We start from the raw sequence: 21,845 nt of genomic DNA on the forward strand, positions 1-21,845 counted from the left end.
ACCAACATAGGAGTCATTGACCGATAACGCCAAGGGGCCAGCAAACCTTGATGTTTTCCCAGGAGAAACTACGTATGAGTAACCACTTACCTTATAGACGATAATCGATTATCTCAGCCGATAACCCACTCCAGTCAACGTCTCTATCCGCGCAGACTGGCTGCCAAGTTTGCGGCGCAAGGTGCGTACAATGGCATCAACTACATTGCTGCCTCCCTGATATCGGGTACCCCAGACATGCTGCAACAGCTCACGGCGGGACACTGCCTTACCCTGGTGTTCGACCAGATAGCGCATGACACCGAACTCCAGGGGCGTCAGCGCAACGGAGCCTTCCGCCAACATCAGTTGCCGGGCTTCGACATCTAACAAGGCAGGATCACGCTTTATGCCCAGCTCGGCCGCGGTAAGCTCCGCCAGCCAGCCATCCACAGACGCCGGCCCGAAATCGAGCACCGCACTCGGATAGCAAAGACCATCCAGCTCCACCTCCCATCCGCCAAGGACTTCAAACCCCAACCGCTGCGCCACTTGTTGGTAGGCGCCAAGATCAGTCGCCGTAAGATAGACCCGTCGCAGCCCAGGGCGCAGCTCCATATAGCTTCGCTTAAGATCCAGCCAGATAGCCGCCTGTATTCCACTGGGTGAATCGCCTTCATTGAGACTTAGCCAGCGGCGACAAAATAACGCCACCTCGCCCGACCGCATAGGCGACTGTTCAAGATGGGAATACCACTGGGCGGTCACCGGGTCGTTGAGTAACCAACTAGGCTCAACCTGATCGGAACGCAGTTTGCAATACAGTCCTTCTACTTCCCCGGTCGCGCCTCGCACGATGGAAAACGCCTGCGGCATGCGCCGCCACCATTGCAGCAGCAACTCGCTGGCCTGACGGCCATCATGGGCGCGGACAATCCCGATAAGGGCTTCATCGTCTTGAGGCTGTGCCGCTTCCACGCTGTGAAGCGCCGTCACGGTGGGGAAAACGCCTCACGCACCACGGGGTTTTCAATCAGGTAGAGCATGTCCGCCGTATAGCGCCAGAGATCGTCACTGGCCGCGGATTGCGACTCGCTGACCAGCTGTCGCCAGGCCGACCGACGATAGTCCAGGTAGCGGCTAGGGTCGCTGGCATGCAGGGAGCGCGCAAGCGGATCACGCACGGCCTCATGAATAATCAGCCCGTCATGCATGCCATCCACAAAGGGCAACCTGCGCAGCCGCTCGTAGGCATCCTGGGGATCGAGTTCCGGAAACAATGCCTGTAACAGAGAGACCGTCACCCGGCGTAGCACCACGGCGCCCTCCAGCACATGTCGGCTCGCCGAATCTTCCACATCGGCAAGAAACATCCGACTCAGCTCATCAACCGCGTGCTGTAGCACTGTCTCTTGCGGCCACGAACGGGTGTGGTTTTCCCGGCTGGCGGTGGCCGCCAGTTTCAGCGCCAGCGGATGACCATGGGCGGCCCGGATCAGGGATGCCGCATCTTCCTCCTGTATGCCATGCAAATTAAGGAGCACTTGAGCCTCCGTCGGGCTCAACGGCTGTACCGGCACACTCTGAACCAGGCGCCCCCAGTCCGGCGCCGCAAACCAGACATCCAGAGGGCGTTGGCGACTGAAGAAGACGATGCGTACGTTATCCGGCAACAACGGGACAAATACCTGACGCAGCCAGGTATCGAGCAGCCTGAACACTTCGTAGGTATCCAGCGCGAGAAGAACTGTGGGGCCCAGCAGGCCCAATCGCTCCACCAGCGTATCCACCCCCGATCCGCCATCCCAATGGCGACACCTAGCGCATGTAAAAATCCAGGTTCGGTGGGCTCTATGTGGCGACAGTCCAGTCGGATGACGCTAGCACCTGCGTCCTCCGCCTCGGCCGCCAATATGTCCAGCAATGCCGTCTTACCAATGCCGGTAATACCGTAGACATGCGCCACCCGAGGCCCTGCCGTCGCAAGCACACCGCGAAGAGTATCAAGCTCATTAGTGCGGCCAACGAAACCCTGATAGGCCCGGTTGGTCGTCAAATCCGACGTACATTGCCACATGGCTGGTTTCTCTACGTGTCAGGCTTAGCTGATACCTGAGTTCAGCATAGCTACAAATAACCACCCGACACAGTAGTTGCGCGCCGAACGATGACACTCAGATGCAATTCTCACGTAATTCTCATCAGTTCCTCACATCCCGCGAGCGATTCAGCGCTATAACAAGAGATACCCAAAAAGAAATATCACAAAAGCCATCCAACGACGTTAGGAGGAGACGACATGAATCCCCAATGGAGCCTGAAAGGCGACTACCTCGAAAGCTGCAATTGCAAAGGTGCCTGCCCGTGTATCTACCTCGGCAGCCCTACCGAGGGTGAATGTACCGCCCTGGTGGGCTGGCACATTACTCAAGGCCAGTTCGAGGCGGTGGATCTCGGCGATAGGAATGTGGCCATCGCCCTGCATTCCCCCGGCCCCATGGCCGAGGGCAACTGGAAAGTCGTGCTGTATATCGACCAGCGAGCAGACGAGGCCCAACAGGAAGCACTAAGTAGCATATTCGGCGGCCAGGCCGGTGGCCACCCGGCGCTGTTGGCCACCTTTATTGGCGAGGTACTCGCGGTAGAGCACCTTCCCATCCAGTTTGAAGTGGAAAAGGGGCGTCGACATTTGAAACTTGGCCAATCCGCCAACACGGAAATTACCGCTCTGGAAGGCCAGAACGGCGCTGAGGTGACCATTCATCATCACCCATTTGCGGTGGCGCCGGGCGAGTCTCTAGTGGTGGCCAAGTCGCAATCGTTGCTGCACCGCGCTTACGGCATCAACTTTGATCTCAGCGAACGCAGTGCATCTTATTCAACCTTCGCTTACAGCGGGTCTTGAGGGGGCATTGGCGATGGAACTGACGATGAGCACTCTCCATGCCCGGGAACGCTTACTGACCTGGTTAGCGCTGATAACCCTGTCAATACTGGCGTGGGGTTACCTGATTATGCATGGCATGCACGCGCAAATGCCAATGGACGGGGGCATGGCCAGCGCAAGCGACAACGGCATGAGTTTACTGGTCACGGTCACGCTGATGTGGAGCGTGATGATGGTGGCCATGATGCTACCCAGCGCTAGCCCCATGCTGCTTACTTTTCTGCGCATCCACCAGCAGCGCGAACGCGAGGCAGGTGCCAGCGCAGCCACCTGGGTTTTCATAGCAGGTTACCTTGCCGTGTGGCTGGCGTTTGCGGTGGCAGCCGCCATCATGCAATGGGCATTGCAGCAGAGTGCGCTGTTAAGCTCATCCATGGGCCACGTCACCCCACTGTTGGGAGGCGCCCTGCTGGTAACCGCAGGTGCTTTCCAGTTCAGTGATCTTAAACAGGCCTGCCTGAACAAGTGTCGTTCGCCCTTAAGCTTTCTGATGACCGAATGGCGCGAAGGCAACGGCGGAGCGCTGATCATGGGGCTCCGCCATGGCGCCTACTGCACCGGCTGCTGCTGGGCCTTGATGCTGCTGATGTTTGTCGGCGGCGTTATGAGCCTAGTTTGGATGGCGGGGCTAGCCCTTTATTTTCTAGCAGAGAAGCTACTCCCCCAAGCAGAACGGATTAGCCAAATCAGCGGGTTCCTGCTTGTTGGTGTAGGCGTCATTATTTTGCTGTCTGCTGCCTATTAAATCGTGCCTGGGATAATTACCTTGGCCTTTTGGTGGAGCCACTCCCGCAACGTTGGCAAAATAAAGGGCGCCTATATCAGTATCGGGATTATGGAGTACTCCTGACACTTATATACGCGCCCATAACTCAGCGTATTGCGCTATCGAACGTTAGACGTAAAAGTCCAGATCCTCTTGGGCTTTTAGCAGATCGCGCATCTTGATGGGATCGTCGCCAAAGAAGAAGATGAGCCCCCAATGAGTCCCGAAAGCAGACCGGTCAGGCACTGTCTCTTCTGCCGGTGCGACCAGTTCGTGTGACTCGAAGTACGGGTGATTAATCGTCTCTTCAGGCATTTCCAGCTTGCTGACAACACGACGGCGTGGGTAGACACCGAAACAACCTGCGTAACCCTTCGCATCGACTACTTCGCGGGGGAAGAACGCCGCTACTTCTTCTTTCGTGCTTTTCGGGTCGAACACCAACATTGACGCTTGATAGGCGTTGAAACCGTAGGCTTTTTCGATCAGTTCGAAAGCTTTGAAGCCGGGTGGGCGGTAGGCAACTTCGCCAAAGTACATCTCACCGTCAGCTGTCACGAAGTACTCGGGTGAATCAAGCCGAACTGGATATCGAAGGTTTTGATCAACAGCTCGATCTGTTTGGTGATCGCATTGCGCCAGCTCTCAAGCTCCTGGGTAGCAGGCACGAACACCGAGTAGCCTAACGTCACGTATTCCGAAATATTCAGGAACTGAATTTTGCCATCGTGTATCCAGGCTTCAACGGCAAACTCCCAGCCGCTCAAGTGACTCTCCATCAGCAGCGGATACTCTTCATCCGGAATGTTATCAATTTCTTCTAACGTTCGGATCATCCGGTGGCCAAGACAACCGGCTTTATCGAATGCTTTGACGTGTATCGGGTCATCCGGATCACCATCAAGCTTGAGCAGCGTTTGATTGACGCGCTTCATAAAGCGGACGATGTCTTCTTTTCGTGCGCCTCTTCAAATATCCCAACGCGGATACCGCCAAGCTGGGCACGGCGCTTCATCAAGGCCTTATCACGGAATAGAATAGACTGACCAAACATGCGTGGGCTGTCGAGAAGCACGGAGTTGATGGCACCTGACCACTCAACGGTTTCTTCAAACAGTGGGATGGCGACGTCTACGCCTTCAGCCTTCAACTTTTCGGCAATCTCCATGGAACGATCATTCAAGCGAATAAAATCCCAGGAAATGAACGGTATATTGTTCGCAGCACAGAAATCCTCAGCCCATTCGGGAGCAACGACGATATAGCGACGGTCAAACTTTTGCGCCGCCTTAATCGCGTTAATACTCCATCCAAGTAAGGCAATGTAACCTTTGTTCGGATCTTTGGGTGTCTCGGTACCTTTCACTGAGTCCATTTCCGGGTCACGCCAGGCCGCTACTGCTTCGGGTAATTGCTTTTCTGATGTTATCGACATTTGATGTCCTCCTTGCTGGTTAACCCAAATTGACTGGGCTGAAACTGGAGCGCACCAAGTGAGCCAAGCCGCAGTCAGTGGTGTTCAGAAACGATTGAGTAAGCCAGCATTAGGTTTTTTTTAGCGCACCCGTCGTAACTAAGCTAGTCGATACGGTTACAAATGGCAATTAAACTGTAGAGCTTCTGTTGAATAACTGTAGAAGTTATCTCACCGATAGATGGGGATAATTTTTAAAACGCAGCTGATCAACAGCAACCCTATGCATTGAAAAAATTCAGAAGGTCGAGCCTTTATTACCGCGTCATCGATTAACCACCATCATGTTCTGCAGCGTCTTCAGCTCCCTCCTCGACCATCTCTTCGGCCTCCTGCTCCTCTTCTGCGGAAGCTTCAGGCCTTCCTTGATCTTTGCGACCAACGGTAAGCGTGGTAGAGAGGCCAAAGTGGTCAGAGCCTTGCACCTTCACTATGTCGATATCAATAAGATGAAAACCGTCAGAAACGAAAAGATGGTCAATTGGGTATCGCCACCATGGGTATTCCGCATGGTAGGTGCTGAGCAATCGCCGGCCACGGCGGGGATCTTTGAGATCACTCAAGTCAGCGAAAAGCTTGGTGGTGTCAGACCACGCAACGTCATTAAAGTCACCGGTGACGATCCAGCGGTTGTCTGGGTCTTTTTCCACATGACGAGCAATAAGCATGAGCTCTGCATCGCGTTCTCGGCTGTCCCGTCGTTCGTCCTCGTTGCTGACGGTTCGTTCCTGCAGACCTGGCGGAACCGGATGGGCGCCAACGAAGCGCACTGGCCCGATGTCTGGCGCATCAATCGTTGCGAAAATGGAAGGCCGACGCTCAGAGACCAAATATTCAACCTCCTGCTCCAGCAGCGGAATCCGTGACCATAGCACTATCCCAAGGCCCTCATCGCGCACCTCCCCTACTCTATGGGCGTACTCCTCATTAAGTGGCGCTAGCCCATCAGCCCAAGCGCTATTAACTTCGATTAGCAGTAGTAAATCGGGATCCTCGCGCTGAACCATTGCCACTACCTCAGCGTACTGATCATTTTTGTAGTCAACATTTGCCGTTAGCACTTTTAACGTCGTCTGGTTTTCGCCGGGTTGAACCTCAGCGGTGGGCACCTCGGTCGACCAAACGGATGTAAATGGCAGGATGTGCGTTAAGTGCCACCCTCCCACTGCAAGGATGACCACTCCCCACACGGCGTGCTCTTTTGTTGGGCGCTTTAGCCAAGCGTGCACGCCTAGCAGCAGTAGTGGTAAGACCAACGCGCCCGTTAGCTGCAGTCGTGGAAAATCCCACAGCCTGATCCACCACTGACCGCTGGATATTAATGGCAGCAAGGCCACCACTACCATTAAGAGCACCAACAACCGGATAACCCAGAGAGGAGTTTTAACAACATGAAACCTCTCAAACGCGACAACGGTAACCGGGAGAATCCCGGTTATACCGGCCTAGATTGCCGCGGATATTGTGACGATTTAAGCATACCCCTCTCTGGATAGCTGCATGCCCTCTGCAAACCGTATCCCGCCATAGTGGTAAAGCGATCATCACATCGATAGAGCCCGGAAAAACGCATACCGAAAATGGGACTGATCACGCCCAGGTGATAAGCTCACCAGCCTGCATAGATTCGACCTTTGAGGTAAGCATAGTGACGAGGAAAACCTTGCTACGTGCCCTGGTTCTGCCAACGCTGACAGCGCTGGTGTTTTTGGGTCTGTGGTGGTTATGGTATTGGCAATACAGCCAAGTCCAAGCCGATTCACATCGTCACGCTGAAAATCGCTTGGCGCTCTACACGAGCAGCCTGCAAGGGGCGCTAGAGCGTTTTACCTACCTGCCCGGGCTACTCGCCCAACACCCTTTAATTCATGCAGCGCTTCGCGAACCCAATGATATATTTCTGACGCAGGCTAACCAGCATCTGGCCTTGGTGGCCGAACGCTCCGGCGCCGAAACGATCTTTCTCATGAATGACCAAGGGGTCACGCTGGCCAGCAGCAACTACGAACTCGAGCAAAGCTTCATCGGCCACATTATCACTTCCGACCCTATTTTTTCGATGCTATGGAGGATGGTAGCGGTGAATTTTTTGCGGTTGGCAGCACTACTGGACAGCCAGGTTACTTCAACTCTTACGCCGTCACTTTTTCAGACACTGCCACCGCAGGAGTGCTTGCGGTCAAGGTCTCTCTGGAGGCGCTCCAGGAAGATTGGCGCCGAGCAAATGAAAACGTCATATTGTCAGATGCCAACGGCGTAGTTATCCTTTCCAGCCGCGAGCAGTGGCGTTTTGGGCACATCGATCAACTTTCTGACGCCGCCTTAGAGCAGATTAATGCCCAACGCCAATTTCTTGATGAACCGCTCCCCCTATTGGGGCGCCGCCTTCCTGACGACACCCTGGTAATGGAGGCTCAAGGAGAAGACGAGCGTTTTCTGATCACCTCCTCATCGCTTTCCACGCTTGGCTGGTCGATGCATTACCTGAGCCCAGTGCAGCCGCTTTATACCAGTGCCCGCAACATGCTTTTGGCCGGTCTGATAACACTTTCCGCTTTACTGTTACTCGGCCTGTGGCTACGAGAACGACAAAAACGCCACCGCATGCGCGATGCTCAGGCGCAGATTATCCAGCAAACCAATATACGCCTGGAAGAGCGCGTCCAGGAGCGTACCCGGGCATTGGAAGATGCCCAGACCGAGCTGGTTCAGGCAGGTAAATTGGCCGCCTTGGGCACCATGGCGGCAGGTATCGCCCATGAGCTGAACCAGCCACTGTCCGGCATACGTACCTATGCTGCCAACGGCAAACGGCTGCTGGCGATGGGTCGTCAGGAAATGGCTAGTGATAACTTTCAACGCATTCAGGTATTGAGCAAGCGCCTGGCTCGGCTGATCGAACAACTCAAACTCTTCGCCCGCAAAGGGGGCAGCCTGGAGAGTGTCGATCTTCAAGCCAGCCTGAACTTCGTGCTTGAGCTACTCGAGGAACGCTTTCAGCAACAAAAAGTACGCCTGGAGCGTAACGGCGCCTGGCAGCAGCCACTGCTGGTACGCGGAGATGAAGTCCGCCTTGAGCAGCTACTTACCAATCTGCTTGGGAATGCTTTAGATGCCTTAAACGAAACGCCTGACGGCGTGATTTACCTTCACGCCGAAATAATCCCGACGCAAGTAATTTTGACCATTCATGATAACGGCCCGGGTTTGCCCCCAGAGGTTATCGAGCACATGTTTGACCCTTTCTTCACCACCAAGCCAGTAGGGAAGGTTTAGGGCTGGGACTGTTTATCAGCTACGGTATTGTTCAGGATCTTGGCGGCAAGCTTAGCGCTGGCAATCAACCTACTGGAGGGGCTTGGTTTCGATTGGCGTTACCGCATGGAGAGGAGACTCCGTCATGACACAACCATCTTCTAACGCCTTCTCTCGCATACCAGCCGCCACGCTATCGGTTTGGTTGGTGGAAGACGAAGCAGATGTACGCGATTCGCTTAGTCAATGGCTGGAAGTATCAGGACTAGCGGTGCGAGCGTTTTCCCGTGCCCGCGAAGCGCTTAAGGCACTTCAAGATGATCAGCAGTGCGGCGTATTGATCAGTGACATCAAGATGCCGGAGATGGATGGCCTGGCCCTGTTTGCCGCTGTGCAAGAACTCGACACGCCGCCGCCTGTGATTCTGATTACGGGCCACGGTGACGTGCCCATGGCGGTGGCCGCAATTCAGCAGGGGGCTTGGGATTTTGTACAAAAGCCCTTCGATCCTGAGCGCTTGGAAGAGTGCGCGCGTCGAGCGCTGGAGCATCGCGCCCTGGCGCTGGAAAATTTGCAGTTGCAGCAGGCACTGCGGCATAACTATTTGAACACTCGGCTGCTCGGCGACTCTGCGCTGATGCAGGAGCTACGACGCCAAGTGGAAAACCTGGCCGCCAGCCGCGCCAACATAGTTATCAATGGCGAAACTGGTAGCGGCAAAGAGGTCGTGGCCCGAGCTCTCCACGATTTCGGTACCGGCAATCAAGGCGCTTTCGTGGCTTTGAACTGCGGTGCAATGAACAGCGAGTTGATCGAGTCGGAGCTTTTCGGGCATGAGAAAGGCGCCTTTACCGGGGCCGGAGAGCAGCGCATCGGGCGTCTGGAAGCCGCTAGCCACGGCACCCTGTTCCTGGATGAAATTGAGTCACTGCCGCTATCTGCACAGGTCAAGCTGTTGCGTGCGCTACAGGAAGGCGAAATCACTCGTCTGGGTAGCAATCAGGTGATTCACCTGCAGCTTCGCGTCGTGGCGGCAAGTAAAGAAAACTTATTAGAGATGGTCGCTGAGGGCAGTTTTCGAGAGGATCTCTATTATCGCTTGGCGATTGCCGAGCTGGCGATTCCCCCCTTGCGTGAGCGGCGCGAAGATATTCCCTTACTGTTTCGCCACTTCTGTCACCAAGCCGCCGAGGTTCATGAAAGGCCTCTCCTCGAGCCTACAACGGAGCTACTTGCCGCCCTGGGTAATCACCGTTGGCCGGGAAACCTGCGCGAACTGCGCAATATTGCGACACGCTTTATTTTGGGACTGGATCTGCCCTGGCAAACGTCGAGTGTGCCGCTATACCAAGCCAGTGCCCTTTCGGCGCGCATGGAAGCATTCGAAGCCACGGTTCTGAAAGAGTCGCTAAAGCGCCATGCCGGTAATATTCAAGCGGTACTGGAAGAGCTTGACCTGCCCCGCCGCACGCTCAACCAGAAGATGCAGCGCCATCAGTTGCGCCGTGAAGATTTTCTCGTTCCCTAGACATCATTTAGGAAGGCTTTATTCATCGGCCATTTGTTGCCGATGATGGCGAAAACCATCGGCAACAAATGGCCGATAGCCGCGCCGCCAGCTTCGCCTTTCGTCGAATACGAAAACATGCAAACATTTGATTAATATCTGGTTATTTAAAGTTGGCTAGCTTCTCGCTCTATGGGGAAACGGAGTAGCGATTACTCCCATAATTCCAATAAGCCAGGAGCAACTCCATGCTGAAACGTCAATTTCTCAAAACCACACCTATTCTCAAAACCACATTGTGCCTTGCTACCGCCGCAGCAATCGGGGTCAGCACCTCCGCTGCTATCGCTCAGGAGAGTGATCAAGGCGGCCAGTACATCATGGGCACCGCGACCACCGGCGGGACTTTCTACCGGTAGGCGTAGCGCTCTCCACCCTGGTACGCGTCAAGCTAGAGCCCACCCATGGCATCTCTGTTTCCGCCATCAGCTCGGCTGGTTCGGCCGAAAACCTGCGCCTGATGGACGACAGCCAAGCCCAACTCGGCATTCTACAAGCGCTTTACGGCGCCTGGGCTTGGTCAGGTGAAGGCCCGGTACCTAAGGCCTACGACAACGTACGCTCAATCTCCATGCTATGGCAGAACGTCGAACACTTCGTGATGCGCGACGAGCTTGTCGAAACCGGTACTATTGACGATCTGGCCCAGCTATATGGGCGCGGCTTCTCCATCGGCGCACGCAATTCCGGCACCGAAGGCTCCGGTCGGCAAATTCTTGCCGGTCTGGAAATTGATCCGGAGCAGATGAATATCGCCTACCTGGGTTACAGCGCCAGCGCTGATTCTATGCAGAACGGCAATATAGACGGCATGAACATACCGGCGGGCGTGCCGGCTTCCGCGGTGACCAGTGCTTACGCCAACATGGGTGGTGACATTACCACGCTGAATGTGACCGCAGAGCAGCTTGAGCGAATCAACGGCCAATATCCGGTGTGGAGCGCTTTCGACATTCCCGCCGACACCTATCCCGGCCAGGAAGCGCCGATCAACACTATTTCTCAGCCCAACATTCTGGTGGTCAACGCCGATGTTCCGGAAGAGCACGTGTATCAGATCACCAAGGCAATGTTTGAGAACCTGCCGTTCCTGAATAACATTCACCCAGCGACGCGCGATATGACACTCGAAAAAGCCCTGGATGGCCTGCCGATGCCCCTGCATCCCGGTGCTGCACGCTATTTCCAGGAGCAGGGCATGGAATACCCGAGCATCTTCTCGAAGGCTAATGCCTCCCCCGCCTAGTATCCGCCCGGCACAGTTCGGGTGGATGTCCTTTCTATGCCTTACCGTGTTCCATGAGGTACACCATGAGCCATTCGACACCTGATACGGTGCGCGACGAATCCGCAAGCGATGCGGCGGAGCGCCTCGAACACCCTTGGCTTGGCCGGATTCTGAGCCTACTCGCCATCGTCGTTGCCCTGTCGCATATCTATTTCAATACCCTGGGCACAATCTCAGAGGTCTGGGTCAGCGCCCTTCACTTCGGCATGTTCGGTCTGTTGTGCGCCCTTTCCGTGCCTATGTTTAAAGCACGCTCTGCTAACGGCCAACGACTATTACTTGCGGTCGATGTGTGTCTCGGCCTGGCCGCCCTGGGCTGTGCGTTTTATTTGATTGGTTTTGAAGATGCGCTCTACGCCCCGCGGGTGCGCTTTTCCTTGGCTGACTGGATTGTTTCGATCACCGCTTTAGCACTGGTACTTGAATTTGCCCGCCGTACTACAGGTTGGTTCATCCCGCTGCTCTGTATCATTGCGTTGACCTACGTTGCCTGGTGGGGGCGTTATATAGGTGGGGTATTCAATTTCCCCGGACTGAATTGGGAAACCGTACTCTTTCGCAGCTTTCTCGGCGGCGATGGCATTCTAGGCTCGATAGCCAATATTTCCTGGTCCTATGTCTTCATGTTTATTCTCTTTGGCGCCTTTCTGGTACGTTCCGGTGTGCTGGAGAGTTCATCATCGAGTTGGCGCGCTGTGCCGCTGGTCGTTTTGTTGGCGGCCCAGGCTTCGTCGCGGTGTTTGCATCCGGGCTGATGGGGTCAGTCTCGGGTTCCAGTGTGGCAAATACGGTCTCTACCGGTGTGATTACCATTCCGCTGATGCGCAAGGCTAGTTTTCCACCACGCTTCGCTGCCGGTGTTGAGGCGGCGGCTTCTACCGGTGGTCAGCTCATGCCTCCAGTGATGGGAGCGGGTGCCTTTATTATGGCCTCCTATACCCAGGTGTCCTATCTCACCATCATCGGCGTCGCCGCCCTTCCCGCGCTGCTGTACTTTCTCTCGGTGGCCATGTTCGTGCGCATCGAAGCCAAACGGAGCGGTACCCAGCAGGTAGAAACCGAACAGGCACCTAAACTAATTGACGTGCTAAAGGGTGGCTGGCACTACCTGCTACCGTTGGTGATTCTGGTCGCGGCGCTTGTTAATGGTTTCACCCCTACTTACGCTGCAGGTATCGCCATCTTATCCGTGGTGGGTGCTTCCTGGCTGTCACGCACCCCCATGAAACTTCAGGCGATAATCGATGCCTTGGTGCTGGGTACCCGGAACATGATTTCCACCGCGATTCTGCTGCTGACGGTCGGATTAATCGTAAACGTGGTCTCCACGACCGGTATCGGTAATATTTTTTCGTTGATGATCGCCGACTGGGCGGGCGGTAGCCTGTTAATCACCATCGTGTTGATTGCATTGGCCTCCCTGGTACTAGGCATGGGTCTGCCAGTGACGGCCGCTTATATCGTATTGGGCACGCTATCAGCACCAGCGCTTTATGGTTTGATGGCGGAAAGCCATCTGCTGGAGCTGATCATGGCCGGTGACCTGCCTGAGCAGGCACGGGCGATCTTTATGCTTGCCGCTCCGGAAGCACTAGAGGCGTTGAACGCACCGATGGATGCCGCCAGTGCCCAGGAACTCTTGGCGGTCGTCCCGGACAACTTCCGTTCGCAGCTTTACGAGCAAGCGCTTTCATCGCATACGTTGTCGATGCTGCTGGTCGCGGCGCATATGGTGATCTTCTGGCTCTCTCAGGACTCTAACGTGACGCCGCCGGTATGCCTTACCGCCTTCGCCGCGGCGGCTATCGCCAAAACCCCGCCTATGCGCACGGGCTTTACCGCCTGGAAAATTGCCAAGGGCCTCTACATTATTCCGCTACTGTTCGTGTGGTCGCCAATGATCACCGGTACACCGATGGAGATGCTGGTGGTGTTCGCCTTCGCGCTGTTCGGTATCTACGCCATTATTGCGGGACTGGAAGGCCACTTAGAAAGCGCGTTGCCCTGGTGGCTTCGTCTCGCTATGTTCCCCATCGGTGCCTTGATGCTATGGCCCCATGGAACCTTGCTGCTGGACTTCCTGGGCTTGGCACTGTTTGTTGCCACGTTGGTGTGGAGCTCTAAACGCGACCGTCAAATGGTTCCTGCTACAACCTAACGCATAGCAGACAATGCAAGAACAGAATGGCCGCCACCTACTCAAAGGGGCGGCCTTTTTTTGTACAACTGAACTGAGTCGAGTACATCTTGGTTGGTGCTTAGCGACCTATCTCAGTTATTCTAAACACAATATTTGCGTTCCATGACTGAAGGATAGCCATATCTATGTTGGGATTCCTGCAGGGATTTTCCTATGGCCTGTTTATGACCTGCCTGCCCTGGCTACTGGTCGGCCTCTTCAATCCTGGCCTGGCGCTTCCAGTGTCGACTACCAGTCGTCTCCAGGTAATCGCCCGCTATTGCCTAGTGGTTCCCTTCATCAGCATGCTGCTGTGGCTGACCTCCCTATGGGGTGGTTTCAGCCCCAGCCTGTTTGGCTGGTTGACAGGCATCGTCGCCATTCCTGTAGCGCTCCCTATCGAGCGAACGCTACGCGGCTGGCTGGCCCGCCGCCGCGTGCGTCGCCATGAGGTTCAACGAGAGGCCGCAGCACAGCAGCGCCGTGCTCAAGAGGAGCGCAACGCCTATGAAACGGGTGTGTCGGTGCTCGACCCCGCAAGGCCACCTGTGGGAGCCGACGATCTAGTCTTGGCCATGTGCCGGGCCAAGCAGAACTTGCTCGATGTGCACCGTCCCGACTTAGCAATCCTGACCGACCGCCTCTACAGCCGCTACCGCCATGTGATGGACGTACTAGGCGACCGATTCCATACTGGCGAGCTGGCTTTCGAGCGCTCGCAAGGCTTGGTCACCCAAGTCTGTTTCGGCGCGGTGGATACGTTGACGACCATGGCTTCCCAGGCACGTGGTGTGGTTAGCGTGGACGGTAATTACGTACGAGGCCGACTGGAGCGGGAGGGCAAACGATTAAGCGATGAAGAGCGTGCTGCCCTGGTGCGCCGCCTCGATTTACTAGTGGAGACCGAGCACCGGCTGAACAAGCTCTCTGCCCGCATCGAATCTGCCTTGACCGTGCTCGACGATACCGCTGTTTCCATGGCGCGCATCGAGACGGCTCGCCCCCAGGCGTCGGTCACCACCGAAAAAGCGCTGGAAGATCTGCGCCGCTTCGTCGAAGGGGCCGATCGTTATGGCCGCAAGGATTAAGCTGACAGGCAATGCTAATGTGCAATTTTCACTCTGTTGTATTTAAACCGTTTATTTCATTGCATTTTTAATAGCTTTATAGCCCAGGAGATCTCTATGGCTCAGCAATCCGATGACAAACGACGCCTCTCCCTGCCACCGGTGGACGAGATCGCTGACCAGTTGGGAGCTAGTCGATTGGGTGCAAGTCAGGCTGAATCGGTAACCCCCGATGAGCGTGATATCGACCCTGAGCTTGAGGCGATGGCCGACCGTTTTGTCGAGGATATCCTCGCCGAAGGTGATGAGGAGTCAGTAGTTCGCCAGCGCCGTGCCGTGGATGAGATGGGCCTTGAACTGCAGCAGCAGGCTGCCCATCGCAGCGCCATGCTGCAAACACCGCTGCGTAAGTTGGCCCACCAAGGCGACGAAGGTGGGCCGGTTGCCAAGGCACTGACCGATCTGCGTGGGCGCATGGAAGGGCTCGACCCTGCACGCCATCGCCTGGCGCCGACTACATTGGATCGCGTTCTGGCGGTCATTCCCGGCTTGGATAGCCGCTTGCAGCGCTACTTTCGTAAGTTCGAGAATACCCAGCAGGCCTTGGATGCGATCATCGAGGATCTGGAAAGCGGACGGGACATGCTGCATCGTGACAACCTCACCCTGAACGATGACCAGCAGGCGTTAACTAAAATCCTTGGCGAGCTGAACCGCCAAATTGCGCTGGGCCGGATGATTGACCACCGCCTACAAGATGAAATAGCCGCTCGCGATGGCGATGATCCGCGGCGTCAATTTCTTGAGGAAGAGCTGCTCTTTCCTCTTCGCCAGCGCATTGTCGACCTACAGCAGCAACTGGCGGTAAGTCAGCAAGGTATACTGGCGCTAGAGGTGATCATCCGCAACAACCGGGAATTAATGCGCGGCGTGGACAGAGCCATTAACGTCACCGTGTCGGCGCTCACCGTTGCGGTCACGGTGGCCATGGCAATGGCTAATCAGCGCCTGGTGCTGGATCGTATCGAAGCCCTCAATACGACCACATCGCAGATGATTGGCGGCACTGCCAAGGCTCTGCGACAGCAAGGCGTGGACATCCAGAAGCGTGCCTCCTCCGCAATGCTCGACATGCAAGTGCTTGAGGAGCTTTCAGCGAGGTGATGGGCGCCATCGACGATCTATCAAGCTATCGGCAAGAAGCCCTACCCCGCCTGGATGAGCAAATCGACCGCCTGGCACCCTGGCAAAGCAGGGAAATGCGTCCATCGAGCGTCTTCAAGAAGGCAGCGAATCGCAACCACAAGAGGGCCGCGACCCCAGCTAACTGTTCAGGCTTTTTTAAGTGAAACGCATGATTTGAACAAGGTTAGTTGAATAAGCTATTTGAAACGAGAAGAGGCATCCCGGAAGGCTTTACGCATCAACTCCCACGAGTCTTCCATACCTTGGCGGACAGTCTCCCAGGCCGCTTCGCTGGCATGCTGAAGCTCATCGAGCCTTTGCTGAGTCTCCGCCTGGCGCTTCTTGAGTCGCTCGATGTCCTCTTGGTACTTGACCCTCGCTTCGTCGCTCGCCTGACGAGCTTTGGCGGTGAGCTTATCGATATCAGCATTCCACTCGTCGAGCCTGGCTTTCATTTCTTCAACGAATTCGTCACGCTGTCTCATTGTGATATCTCCCCTTCAGTAACGGGCTCCAGTTCGAAGTGGATATCCCCCTGCTTCCAATCCGAGTCATATGTCAGCCCTCTTAGCAGTTGGTATACCCTCGCTATGAATCACCCAGGCGAAACAGGGCTCTAGGACTCGCATCAGAATGTGCTGGCGATCATCAGCATCTCTAACCCAGTCATTGAGCCATCCGTAAGTATCGCGGTAAGTGTGTTTATTCTCATGGCGCGTCCATGGCCAGTCACTGCCCCACACTAACCGATCACGTCCAAGATGATTCAACAATGCCTGGACATGCGGTCTGAGGTCAAACACAGGGGAACGATAGGGGGCTGAGAGCTTCACCCAGGTTTCGTTCTGCCTGTCCTGACTCAAGCAGAAGACGACAGCCTGGGTCTTGCATAGGAACGTCGTCGACTGGCAGCCCAATATGATCAATGACTAACTTCACGCCATGCTCATGTAATGCTGGAAAAATTTCAGGTAACCGGTTCCCTTCCAGATGCAGCTCAAGATGCCAGTCCATAGCTTTAATTATCTAGAAAGTCTATCCATTGAGGATCCTTGAGGTTTGGCAATGCGCTGCGCCCCTCAATGAGATTCCATCGCACCCCTACAATACCTGCAGCATCAAGGACGGCTATCTCCTCTAGCGTCGTCTCCTTGGCTAGCTGAACGACCCCTCGATACGCATGATTAAGCCTGGAGAGAATTTCGAGCAGTTGCCGATTGTCGTTTCCCAAAAAGCTCGGTTGCACCAGTACCCCGCCTCTTAATTTGCAGTTTTCTAGGTTTTCTTGCCAATCCAAAAGTGGTGCAGGACGGGATGGACTGTAGTTAGACCCGTTGGCTTCCTTAACAGTCCCGTAGACATGAGCATGACAATCAAAACCTAATTTCACTTTTGGCACCTCATTACGTTCTGACTGGGGATTTCGTATCCCTAAGTTGTTATACATAAGTCTAGTTCTCTAGAGAACTGGTTGACTGGAAGTATACACGGGTCTTCAATGACCTCAAGAAATCAAGATAACCACTGGGTGACCCTATGCAAGCCAAGTTCTCTGCTAATACGGACGGAAGATTACCCCTGTACGCCAAACTCCGTGATCAATTAGGCTCAAGGATCGCCAATGGTGAGTGGAAACCAGGCGACATGATTCCCTCGAGAACCGTTTAGCCGAAGAGTATGGCGTTGCTTTAGCAACTATGCGGATGGCCCTGAAGCAGCTGGTCGATGAGGGGCTGCTGGATCGGCGGCGAGGTACCGGCACTTTCGTTAAGCAACCCGCCTTCCGAGCCGATCTGTTTCGTTTTTTCCATGTACATGATGTGGAAGATCCCGATGTACCCGTTATTCCGGAAAGTCGAATTCTCAGTCATCAGGAAGTCGCCCTTCCCGCCGACGTACAGCAGGCCTTCGGCGAAGAATCAGTCAGCCACTGTATAAAGCTGGAACGTGTACGCCTTTGGTCAGGCGACCCACTGCTGTTTGAAGAAATTTATCTACGCTTACCCGATTTCAACGGGCTCATGTCGCTGAATCCAAAAGCGATGGGCCCTTTGTTGTATCCCGTATTTCTGGAGGAATTCGGGATTTTGATCTCGTCGGCAACCGACGAGCTGTCGTTCGGCACCGCCACCAAGGCCAGTGCAAAGCATCTAGAACTAGCCACTGGGGCACCGGTCGCCGCCATCCAACGCATTGCCCGTAATCCTGCAGGCAGAGTCATCGAGTTTCGACGAGTACACGGAAGGCCAGAGCGGTTCCGCTACCGTGTCACGCTCGGTGATCAACCTGCTTGAGATCGCATTAAATGCACACCTCATCACCCTGCATTTCAAAGAAAGGTAACTAACAATGAAAACATTACAGCTTACGTCTTTAGTTGCGCTATCAGCGTTTACCGCTATGCCTGTCATGGCTGACGACTATCCGAATCGTCCCATCGAAATAATCGTACCGGCACCAGCCGGCGGCGGCACTGACAACGTTGCCCGCATGCTCAATCAGTACCTGCAGGAAGAGCTAGGAGAGTCACTTGCTGTGCTTAATGTCGCTGGTGGAGGCGGTGCTATTGGGGTCAACCAGATTGCCCGTGCCAAGCCCGATGGCTACACGCTGCTTTCTACCTGGAATAGTCCTATTACTACCGTACCGCACATGCAGCGTGTTCAGTACTCTTACGAGACATTGACCCCGATCACCAGCACTTCGCAGAGTGCCTACACCATGTGTGTAGCCCCCGACTTTCCAGCTGAAACAGGTGAGGAATTCCTTGCTGAGCTACAAAAGAACCCCGGTCAATATACCTATGGCAATGACGGGGTCGGTGGAACCATGCGCTTGGCAGCAGAGCGTATCTTTGAAGCCTATGACATTGAAGCCCGCCCTATTCCATTTGGCGGCGCTGGTGAGACCCTCCAAAACTTCCTGGGTGGACACGTGGATATCTACGGTGGCTCCATCACACCCGCACTTCCCTATGTAGAGGATGGAAAGGCGAAGTGCCTACTCGTGACCTCAGCCGATGATAACGAAGCACTACCCCAGGCATCAGGCCTAGCAGCACTCGGTCATCCTGAACTGGAAACCGTGCTATGGCGCATGATGCTGGCACCGGAGGGTATGGATGAGCAGCGCGTTAACGTTATCGCCGATGCCGTAGCTAGCGCCGTCGAGCATCCTGAGTTCCAAGCGTTCCTGACATCTCAAGGCGAGACGCTGAATCTCGTGCGTGGTGAAGAGCTCCGTGAGCGTCTGCATCAGGAAACCGTAGCGATTGGTGAGACACTCGAAAAGCTTGGCTTAAGAAAAACTAATTCATGACTGAATGGACGGTAACTTGCTCATGAACTTCAGAGATATTATCTCTGGCATCGCCTTCCTCATCTTTGGCTGCACGGTGGTCTGGGTGGGGAGTGGCTTTGATGCCGGCGCCGCTTACGTGCCCATGGGAGTTGGCATTCTGATGTGCCTTTTCTCACTTCCTCTGATCGTTAAGGGCGTGGTGCAAACGCAGCAAAATGGCGGTTTGAGCAGCGCCGCCGCCTTAATCGATCATCCGGGAAGGTTTATGGCGACAGTCGCCTGTTGCCTGATCTATTACCTAGCTATGCCAACCGTGGGGTTCTACTCCACTAGCACCCTTTTCATCCTGCTGGCTCTCGTACTGGGTGAAAGGCGCCCCATCGTGGTTTTAGGTATTACGGTGGGCTTCATCATCCTCTTATACGGGCTTTTTGCGATGGTGCTAAAACGACCCTTGCCCGTCGAATTTTTCCTGGTTTCCTAAATAGGGTTATACGATATGTTTGATTCCCTGTTCAACGCACTACCTGTGGCCTTGCAATTTGGCTCCGTAGTCAGCCTCTTCGTCGGCACCTTGGTGGGTATCTTGATCGGAGCCCTACCTGGGCTCAACCCAGTCATGGCAATCGCTCTTATGCTCCCACTGACGTATGGGTTCGATCCTGTAATTGCCCTGGGGTTGGTAGCAGGTATCTACAACGGCTCAATGTACGGTGGAGCTATTCCCGCCATCTTGCTAAAAATCCCAGGAACGCCAGCTGCAATCGCGACAACATTCGACGGTTACCCTATGACACGTAACGGCCAGGGCGGGCTGGCTCTCAAGACTGCGTGCTGGTCGTCCGCCATCGGTGGAATTATTAGCGCCATAGCATTGATGACGCTAGCCCCCCTTTTGGCACAGGTCACGCTTGCCTTTGGGCCCACCGAGTATTTCTGGGTAGCCGTTTTCGGACTTGTAAGCATCGCCGTATTGGTGGGCAGTGATATCAGCAAAGGCATGCTCAGCGCCCTGTTGGGCGTTATCATCGGCCTTGTAGGCGTTGACACAATCAGTGGAGCGGAACGCTATACGTTCGATTCGCTTTATTTAAGCGGGGGGTTCGACCTGATCATTGTACTCATCGGCCTCTACGCGATACCGCCAGTGCTGGAGATGGCGGAGAAAAGCAACGCGACTTACTATGATGCAGGAAGCTTCAAGGTTGATGCTAGCGGCAACGCACTCGGACTGATACGTCAGCACTGGCGTACTTGGACTCGCTCGTCGCTGATAGGCGTTAGTGTAGGTATCTTGCCAGGTGCCGGTGGCAATTTGGCAGCATTGCTGAGTTATAACGAAGCGAAGCGCAAGTCCACGAACCCCGAATCTTTCGGCACGGGCAATCCTGTGGGTGTTGCAGCAGCTGAATCAGGTAACAGTGCCGACAATGCTTCTGCAATGATTCCATCCCTAACATTAGGGATTCCTGGCAATTTGGTTGCTGCCTTAGTGCTCGGCGCGCTGATGATTCATGGACTTCAGCCCGGCCCACAACTGTTTACGAAGTCGCCTGATGTGGTCTTCGGTTTCATGTGGCAAATGCTGTTTACTGCGATGCTACTTCTGTTACTAGGCGGCATGGTGGCCACCCGCCTATTCGCTCAGGTCTTGCGCATGCCCACCGCACTCTTGGTACCAACGACGTTGGTACTCATGGCCGTGGGTGTTTATACCGTCAAAGGGAACATGACAGACCTCTATGTAATGCTAGCCTTTGGGTTGCTCGGTTATTTACTCCATCGACTAGCCTTCCCGCTTGCGCCTGTAGTGCTGGGAGTACTATTAGGACCAATGGCGGAACAAAACTTACGTTTGGCTATGCTGATTTCTCAGGATAACTGGGGATCCCTATTTACTCGTCCTATTTCGCAGGGAATCATCGCACTACTGTTGATGGTGTTATTCACCCAGGCCTGGAAAATACTAAGAAAAGGGCGTCAGAATTAACAACGCTATGATAGTAATCCCACAGATTTATTGACGAAGGTTGTGCATGGGAGTCAGGCAGCGGCGCTGGCCGAAACAGCGCCAACAAACCTTGATAGACAGATCGCCGCCACTCCCTAAGCTGCTGAATCGATACTGTCGAAGTAGTCATCCAGCAGCTCCGGCAAAAGACTATCGAGCCCGCTGGCTTGATTACGGGCGCGCTAGCTCCCGCATCAGAGTGTCTAGGTGATGCGTCTCTAAATCAGGATGCTTACGCTTCATCGTTAGTGGCAGTGTTTCGAGAATGGCGGCGATCTCTGCCGCAATCTTGGATAAGGTGAAGATGGCAAACTCGCTTGGTACCACTTTGCGAGCGGCCAGTTCGTTCTTCTGCTGCTGGACAATACGGAGCTCTTTGGTCAGCAGGTACGCTTCATGTTCGCGCTTATGCTCGAGCAGTGAGTCAAAGCCCATATCGTCATCGCCAGGTTGCGATGACTGTTGTTTCGCCTCTAGCTCAGCCAGCTTTAAATCCAGCACCGAACGGCAGTCGAAATAGACGCTTCTACCGATCTTCGCCACTGGTTTAACGCCCCATTTATCAAATGGCTTGCACGCTGATACCCAGGCTTGCCGCCATCTGGCTTTTATTCAGCCAGTAAGGCTCTGGAGATTGCTGTCTATTGCTCGACATCGAAACAACAACCTCGCCTTAGAAAATTCTCATGAATAGCACGAAATCGTGGCTCTGCGCCCCCGTACAGTAGACGCCCCCGCTCAGGAGGAACCAGTGGTTTTTCAATGAGAAGTGGTGAACTTTGGCTGTTCCGGTTTATCGGGCCGCGCAATCACACGGATTCAAGTCC

The 21,845-nt window shown here is 54.7% G+C and carries 20 protein-coding genes and 4 pseudogenes; 15 read left to right on the forward strand and 9 right to left on the reverse strand.

The window, feature by feature from the left end:
- Positions 1–108 precede the first annotated feature (108 nt).
- From FDY98_RS27935 to FDY98_RS27945, 3 genes and pseudogenes are all read right to left on the reverse strand, one after another.
- On the reverse strand, positions 109–975 hold the full coding sequence (locus FDY98_RS27935) for a winged helix-turn-helix domain-containing protein (protein ID WP_340146517.1): 867 nt from the start codon (positions 973–975) through the stop codon (positions 109–111).
- Positions 972–1,769, reverse strand: a complete 798-nt coding sequence (locus FDY98_RS27940; protein ID WP_340146903.1) for a hypothetical protein — start codon at positions 1,767–1,769, stop codon at positions 972–974. The genes FDY98_RS27935 and FDY98_RS27940 overlap by 4 nt, the downstream gene beginning before the upstream one ends.
- Before the next feature lie 89 nt (positions 1,770–1,858).
- Positions 1,859–2,056: pseudogene (locus FDY98_RS27945) on the reverse strand (ATP-binding protein); the annotation flags it as partial.
- 222 nt (positions 2,057–2,278) lie between these two features.
- Between FDY98_RS27945 and FDY98_RS12105 the strand changes: the two are divergent.
- Entirely contained in the window at positions 2,279–2,884 is a 606-nt protein-coding gene (locus FDY98_RS12105; protein WP_027959450.1) for a DUF1326 domain-containing protein, read from the forward strand.
- A 25-nt stretch (positions 2,885–2,909) separates the two neighbouring features.
- Positions 2,910–3,671 (forward strand): DUF2182 domain-containing protein, encoded by a 762-nt coding sequence (locus tag FDY98_RS12110; RefSeq protein ID WP_157831344.1) that lies wholly within the window; start codon positions 2,910–2,912, stop codon positions 3,669–3,671.
- A gap of 150 nt (positions 3,672–3,821) precedes the next feature.
- Here the strand turns inward: FDY98_RS12110 and FDY98_RS12115 are convergent.
- Positions 3,822–5,127: pseudogene (locus FDY98_RS12115) on the reverse strand (ATP-grasp domain-containing protein).
- A gap of 311 nt (positions 5,128–5,438) precedes the next feature.
- Positions 5,439–6,512 (reverse strand): endonuclease/exonuclease/phosphatase family protein, encoded by a 1,074-nt coding sequence (locus FDY98_RS12120; RefSeq protein WP_155705853.1) that lies wholly within the window; start codon positions 6,510–6,512, stop codon positions 5,439–5,441.
- A gap of 302 nt (positions 6,513–6,814) precedes the next feature.
- Here FDY98_RS12120 and FDY98_RS27950 point away from each other — a divergent pair, with 302 nt between their 5' ends.
- From FDY98_RS27950 to FDY98_RS12150, 9 genes and pseudogenes are all read left to right on the forward strand, one after another.
- Positions 6,815–7,426 carry a hypothetical protein gene (locus FDY98_RS27950; RefSeq protein WP_340146518.1) on the forward strand — a complete coding sequence of 204 codons (612 nt, stop codon included), beginning with the start codon at positions 6,815–6,817 and terminating at the stop codon, positions 7,424–7,426.
- Positions 7,405–8,442, forward strand: coding sequence for a sensor histidine kinase (locus tag FDY98_RS27955; protein ID WP_340146519.1), 1,038 nt, complete (start codon positions 7,405–7,407; stop codon positions 8,440–8,442). Before FDY98_RS27950 ends, FDY98_RS27955 begins: the two co-directional genes overlap by 22 nt.
- A gap of 26 nt (positions 8,443–8,468) precedes the next feature.
- A complete protein-coding gene (locus FDY98_RS27960) occupies positions 8,469–8,570 on the forward strand; it encodes a hypothetical protein (protein WP_340146887.1) in 102 nt (33 codons plus the stop codon).
- The gene (locus tag FDY98_RS12130) at positions 8,567–9,949 is read left to right on the forward strand and encodes a sigma-54-dependent transcriptional regulator (protein WP_081742516.1); all 1,383 of its coding nucleotides are present in this window, start codon (positions 8,567–8,569) and stop codon (positions 9,947–9,949) included. Before FDY98_RS27960 ends, FDY98_RS12130 begins: the two co-directional genes overlap by 4 nt.
- Positions 9,950–10,176: 227 nt before the next feature.
- A complete protein-coding gene (locus tag FDY98_RS27965; RefSeq protein ID WP_340146520.1) occupies positions 10,177–10,347 on the forward strand; it encodes a hypothetical protein in 171 nt (56 codons plus the stop codon).
- A 50-nt stretch (positions 10,348–10,397) separates the two neighbouring features.
- Complete coding sequence (locus FDY98_RS12135) at positions 10,398–11,234, forward strand: TAXI family TRAP transporter solute-binding subunit (RefSeq protein WP_340146888.1); 837 nt, start codon at positions 10,398–10,400, stop codon at positions 11,232–11,234.
- Between the two features lie 65 nt (positions 11,235–11,299).
- Positions 11,300–13,434, forward strand: a pseudogene (locus FDY98_RS12140) (TRAP transporter permease).
- A gap of 167 nt (positions 13,435–13,601) precedes the next feature.
- Positions 13,602–14,543: a hypothetical protein gene (locus FDY98_RS12145; protein ID WP_027959457.1), complete on the forward strand. Its 942-nt coding sequence runs from the start codon at positions 13,602–13,604 to the stop codon at positions 14,541–14,543.
- Positions 14,544–14,639: 96 nt separating this feature from the next.
- Positions 14,640–15,849: pseudogene (locus FDY98_RS12150) on the forward strand (toxic anion resistance protein).
- Between the two features lie 55 nt (positions 15,850–15,904).
- Here FDY98_RS12150 and FDY98_RS12155 read toward each other — a convergent pair.
- The 3 genes from FDY98_RS12155 to FDY98_RS27975 form a co-directional block, all read right to left on the reverse strand.
- The gene (locus FDY98_RS12155; protein ID WP_027959459.1) at positions 15,905–16,192 is read right to left on the reverse strand and encodes a hypothetical protein; all 288 of its coding nucleotides are present in this window, start codon (positions 16,190–16,192) and stop codon (positions 15,905–15,907) included.
- Positions 16,193–16,258: 66 nt separating this feature from the next.
- The gene (locus tag FDY98_RS27970) at positions 16,259–16,540 is read right to left on the reverse strand and encodes an amidohydrolase family protein (RefSeq protein WP_340146521.1); all 282 of its coding nucleotides are present in this window, start codon (positions 16,538–16,540) and stop codon (positions 16,259–16,261) included.
- A 185-nt stretch (positions 16,541–16,725) separates the two neighbouring features.
- A complete protein-coding gene (locus FDY98_RS27975; protein ID WP_340146522.1) occupies positions 16,726–17,154 on the reverse strand; it encodes an amidohydrolase family protein in 429 nt (142 codons plus the stop codon).
- Between the two features lie 250 nt (positions 17,155–17,404).
- Between FDY98_RS27975 and FDY98_RS12165 the strand changes: the two genes are divergently transcribed.
- The 4 genes from FDY98_RS12165 to FDY98_RS12180 are packed head-to-tail and all read left to right on the forward strand — an operon-like array spanning position 17,405 to position 20,997.
- The gene (locus FDY98_RS12165) at positions 17,405–18,001 is read left to right on the forward strand and encodes a GntR family transcriptional regulator (RefSeq protein ID WP_340146889.1); all 597 of its coding nucleotides are present in this window, start codon (positions 17,405–17,407) and stop codon (positions 17,999–18,001) included.
- 55 nt (positions 18,002–18,056) lie between these two features.
- Positions 18,057–19,025 carry a Bug family tripartite tricarboxylate transporter substrate binding protein gene (locus FDY98_RS12170; protein WP_155705855.1) on the forward strand — a complete coding sequence of 323 codons (969 nt, stop codon included), beginning with the start codon at positions 18,057–18,059 and terminating at the stop codon, positions 19,023–19,025.
- Positions 19,026–19,047: 22 nt separating this feature from the next.
- Positions 19,048–19,491 carry a tripartite tricarboxylate transporter TctB family protein gene (locus tag FDY98_RS12175; protein WP_340146523.1) on the forward strand — a complete coding sequence of 148 codons (444 nt, stop codon included), beginning with the start codon at positions 19,048–19,050 and terminating at the stop codon, positions 19,489–19,491.
- A gap of 15 nt (positions 19,492–19,506) precedes the next feature.
- Entirely contained in the window at positions 19,507–20,997 is a 1,491-nt protein-coding gene (locus FDY98_RS12180; protein ID WP_009287853.1) for a tripartite tricarboxylate transporter permease, read from the forward strand.
- Positions 20,998–21,189: 192 nt separating this feature from the next.
- On the opposite strand, the gene FDY98_RS12185 is transcribed toward FDY98_RS12180, so the two are convergent.
- Complete coding sequence (locus FDY98_RS12185) at positions 21,190–21,561, reverse strand: terminase small subunit (RefSeq protein WP_196518009.1); 372 nt, start codon at positions 21,559–21,561, stop codon at positions 21,190–21,192.
- Between the last annotated feature and the right edge of the window lie 284 nt (positions 21,562–21,845).

It is taken from the genome of Halomonas sp. PA16-9 (genome assembly GCF_009728585.1).
GTDB classification, from domain to species: Bacteria; Pseudomonadota; Gammaproteobacteria; order Pseudomonadales; family Halomonadaceae; genus Vreelandella; species Vreelandella titanicae.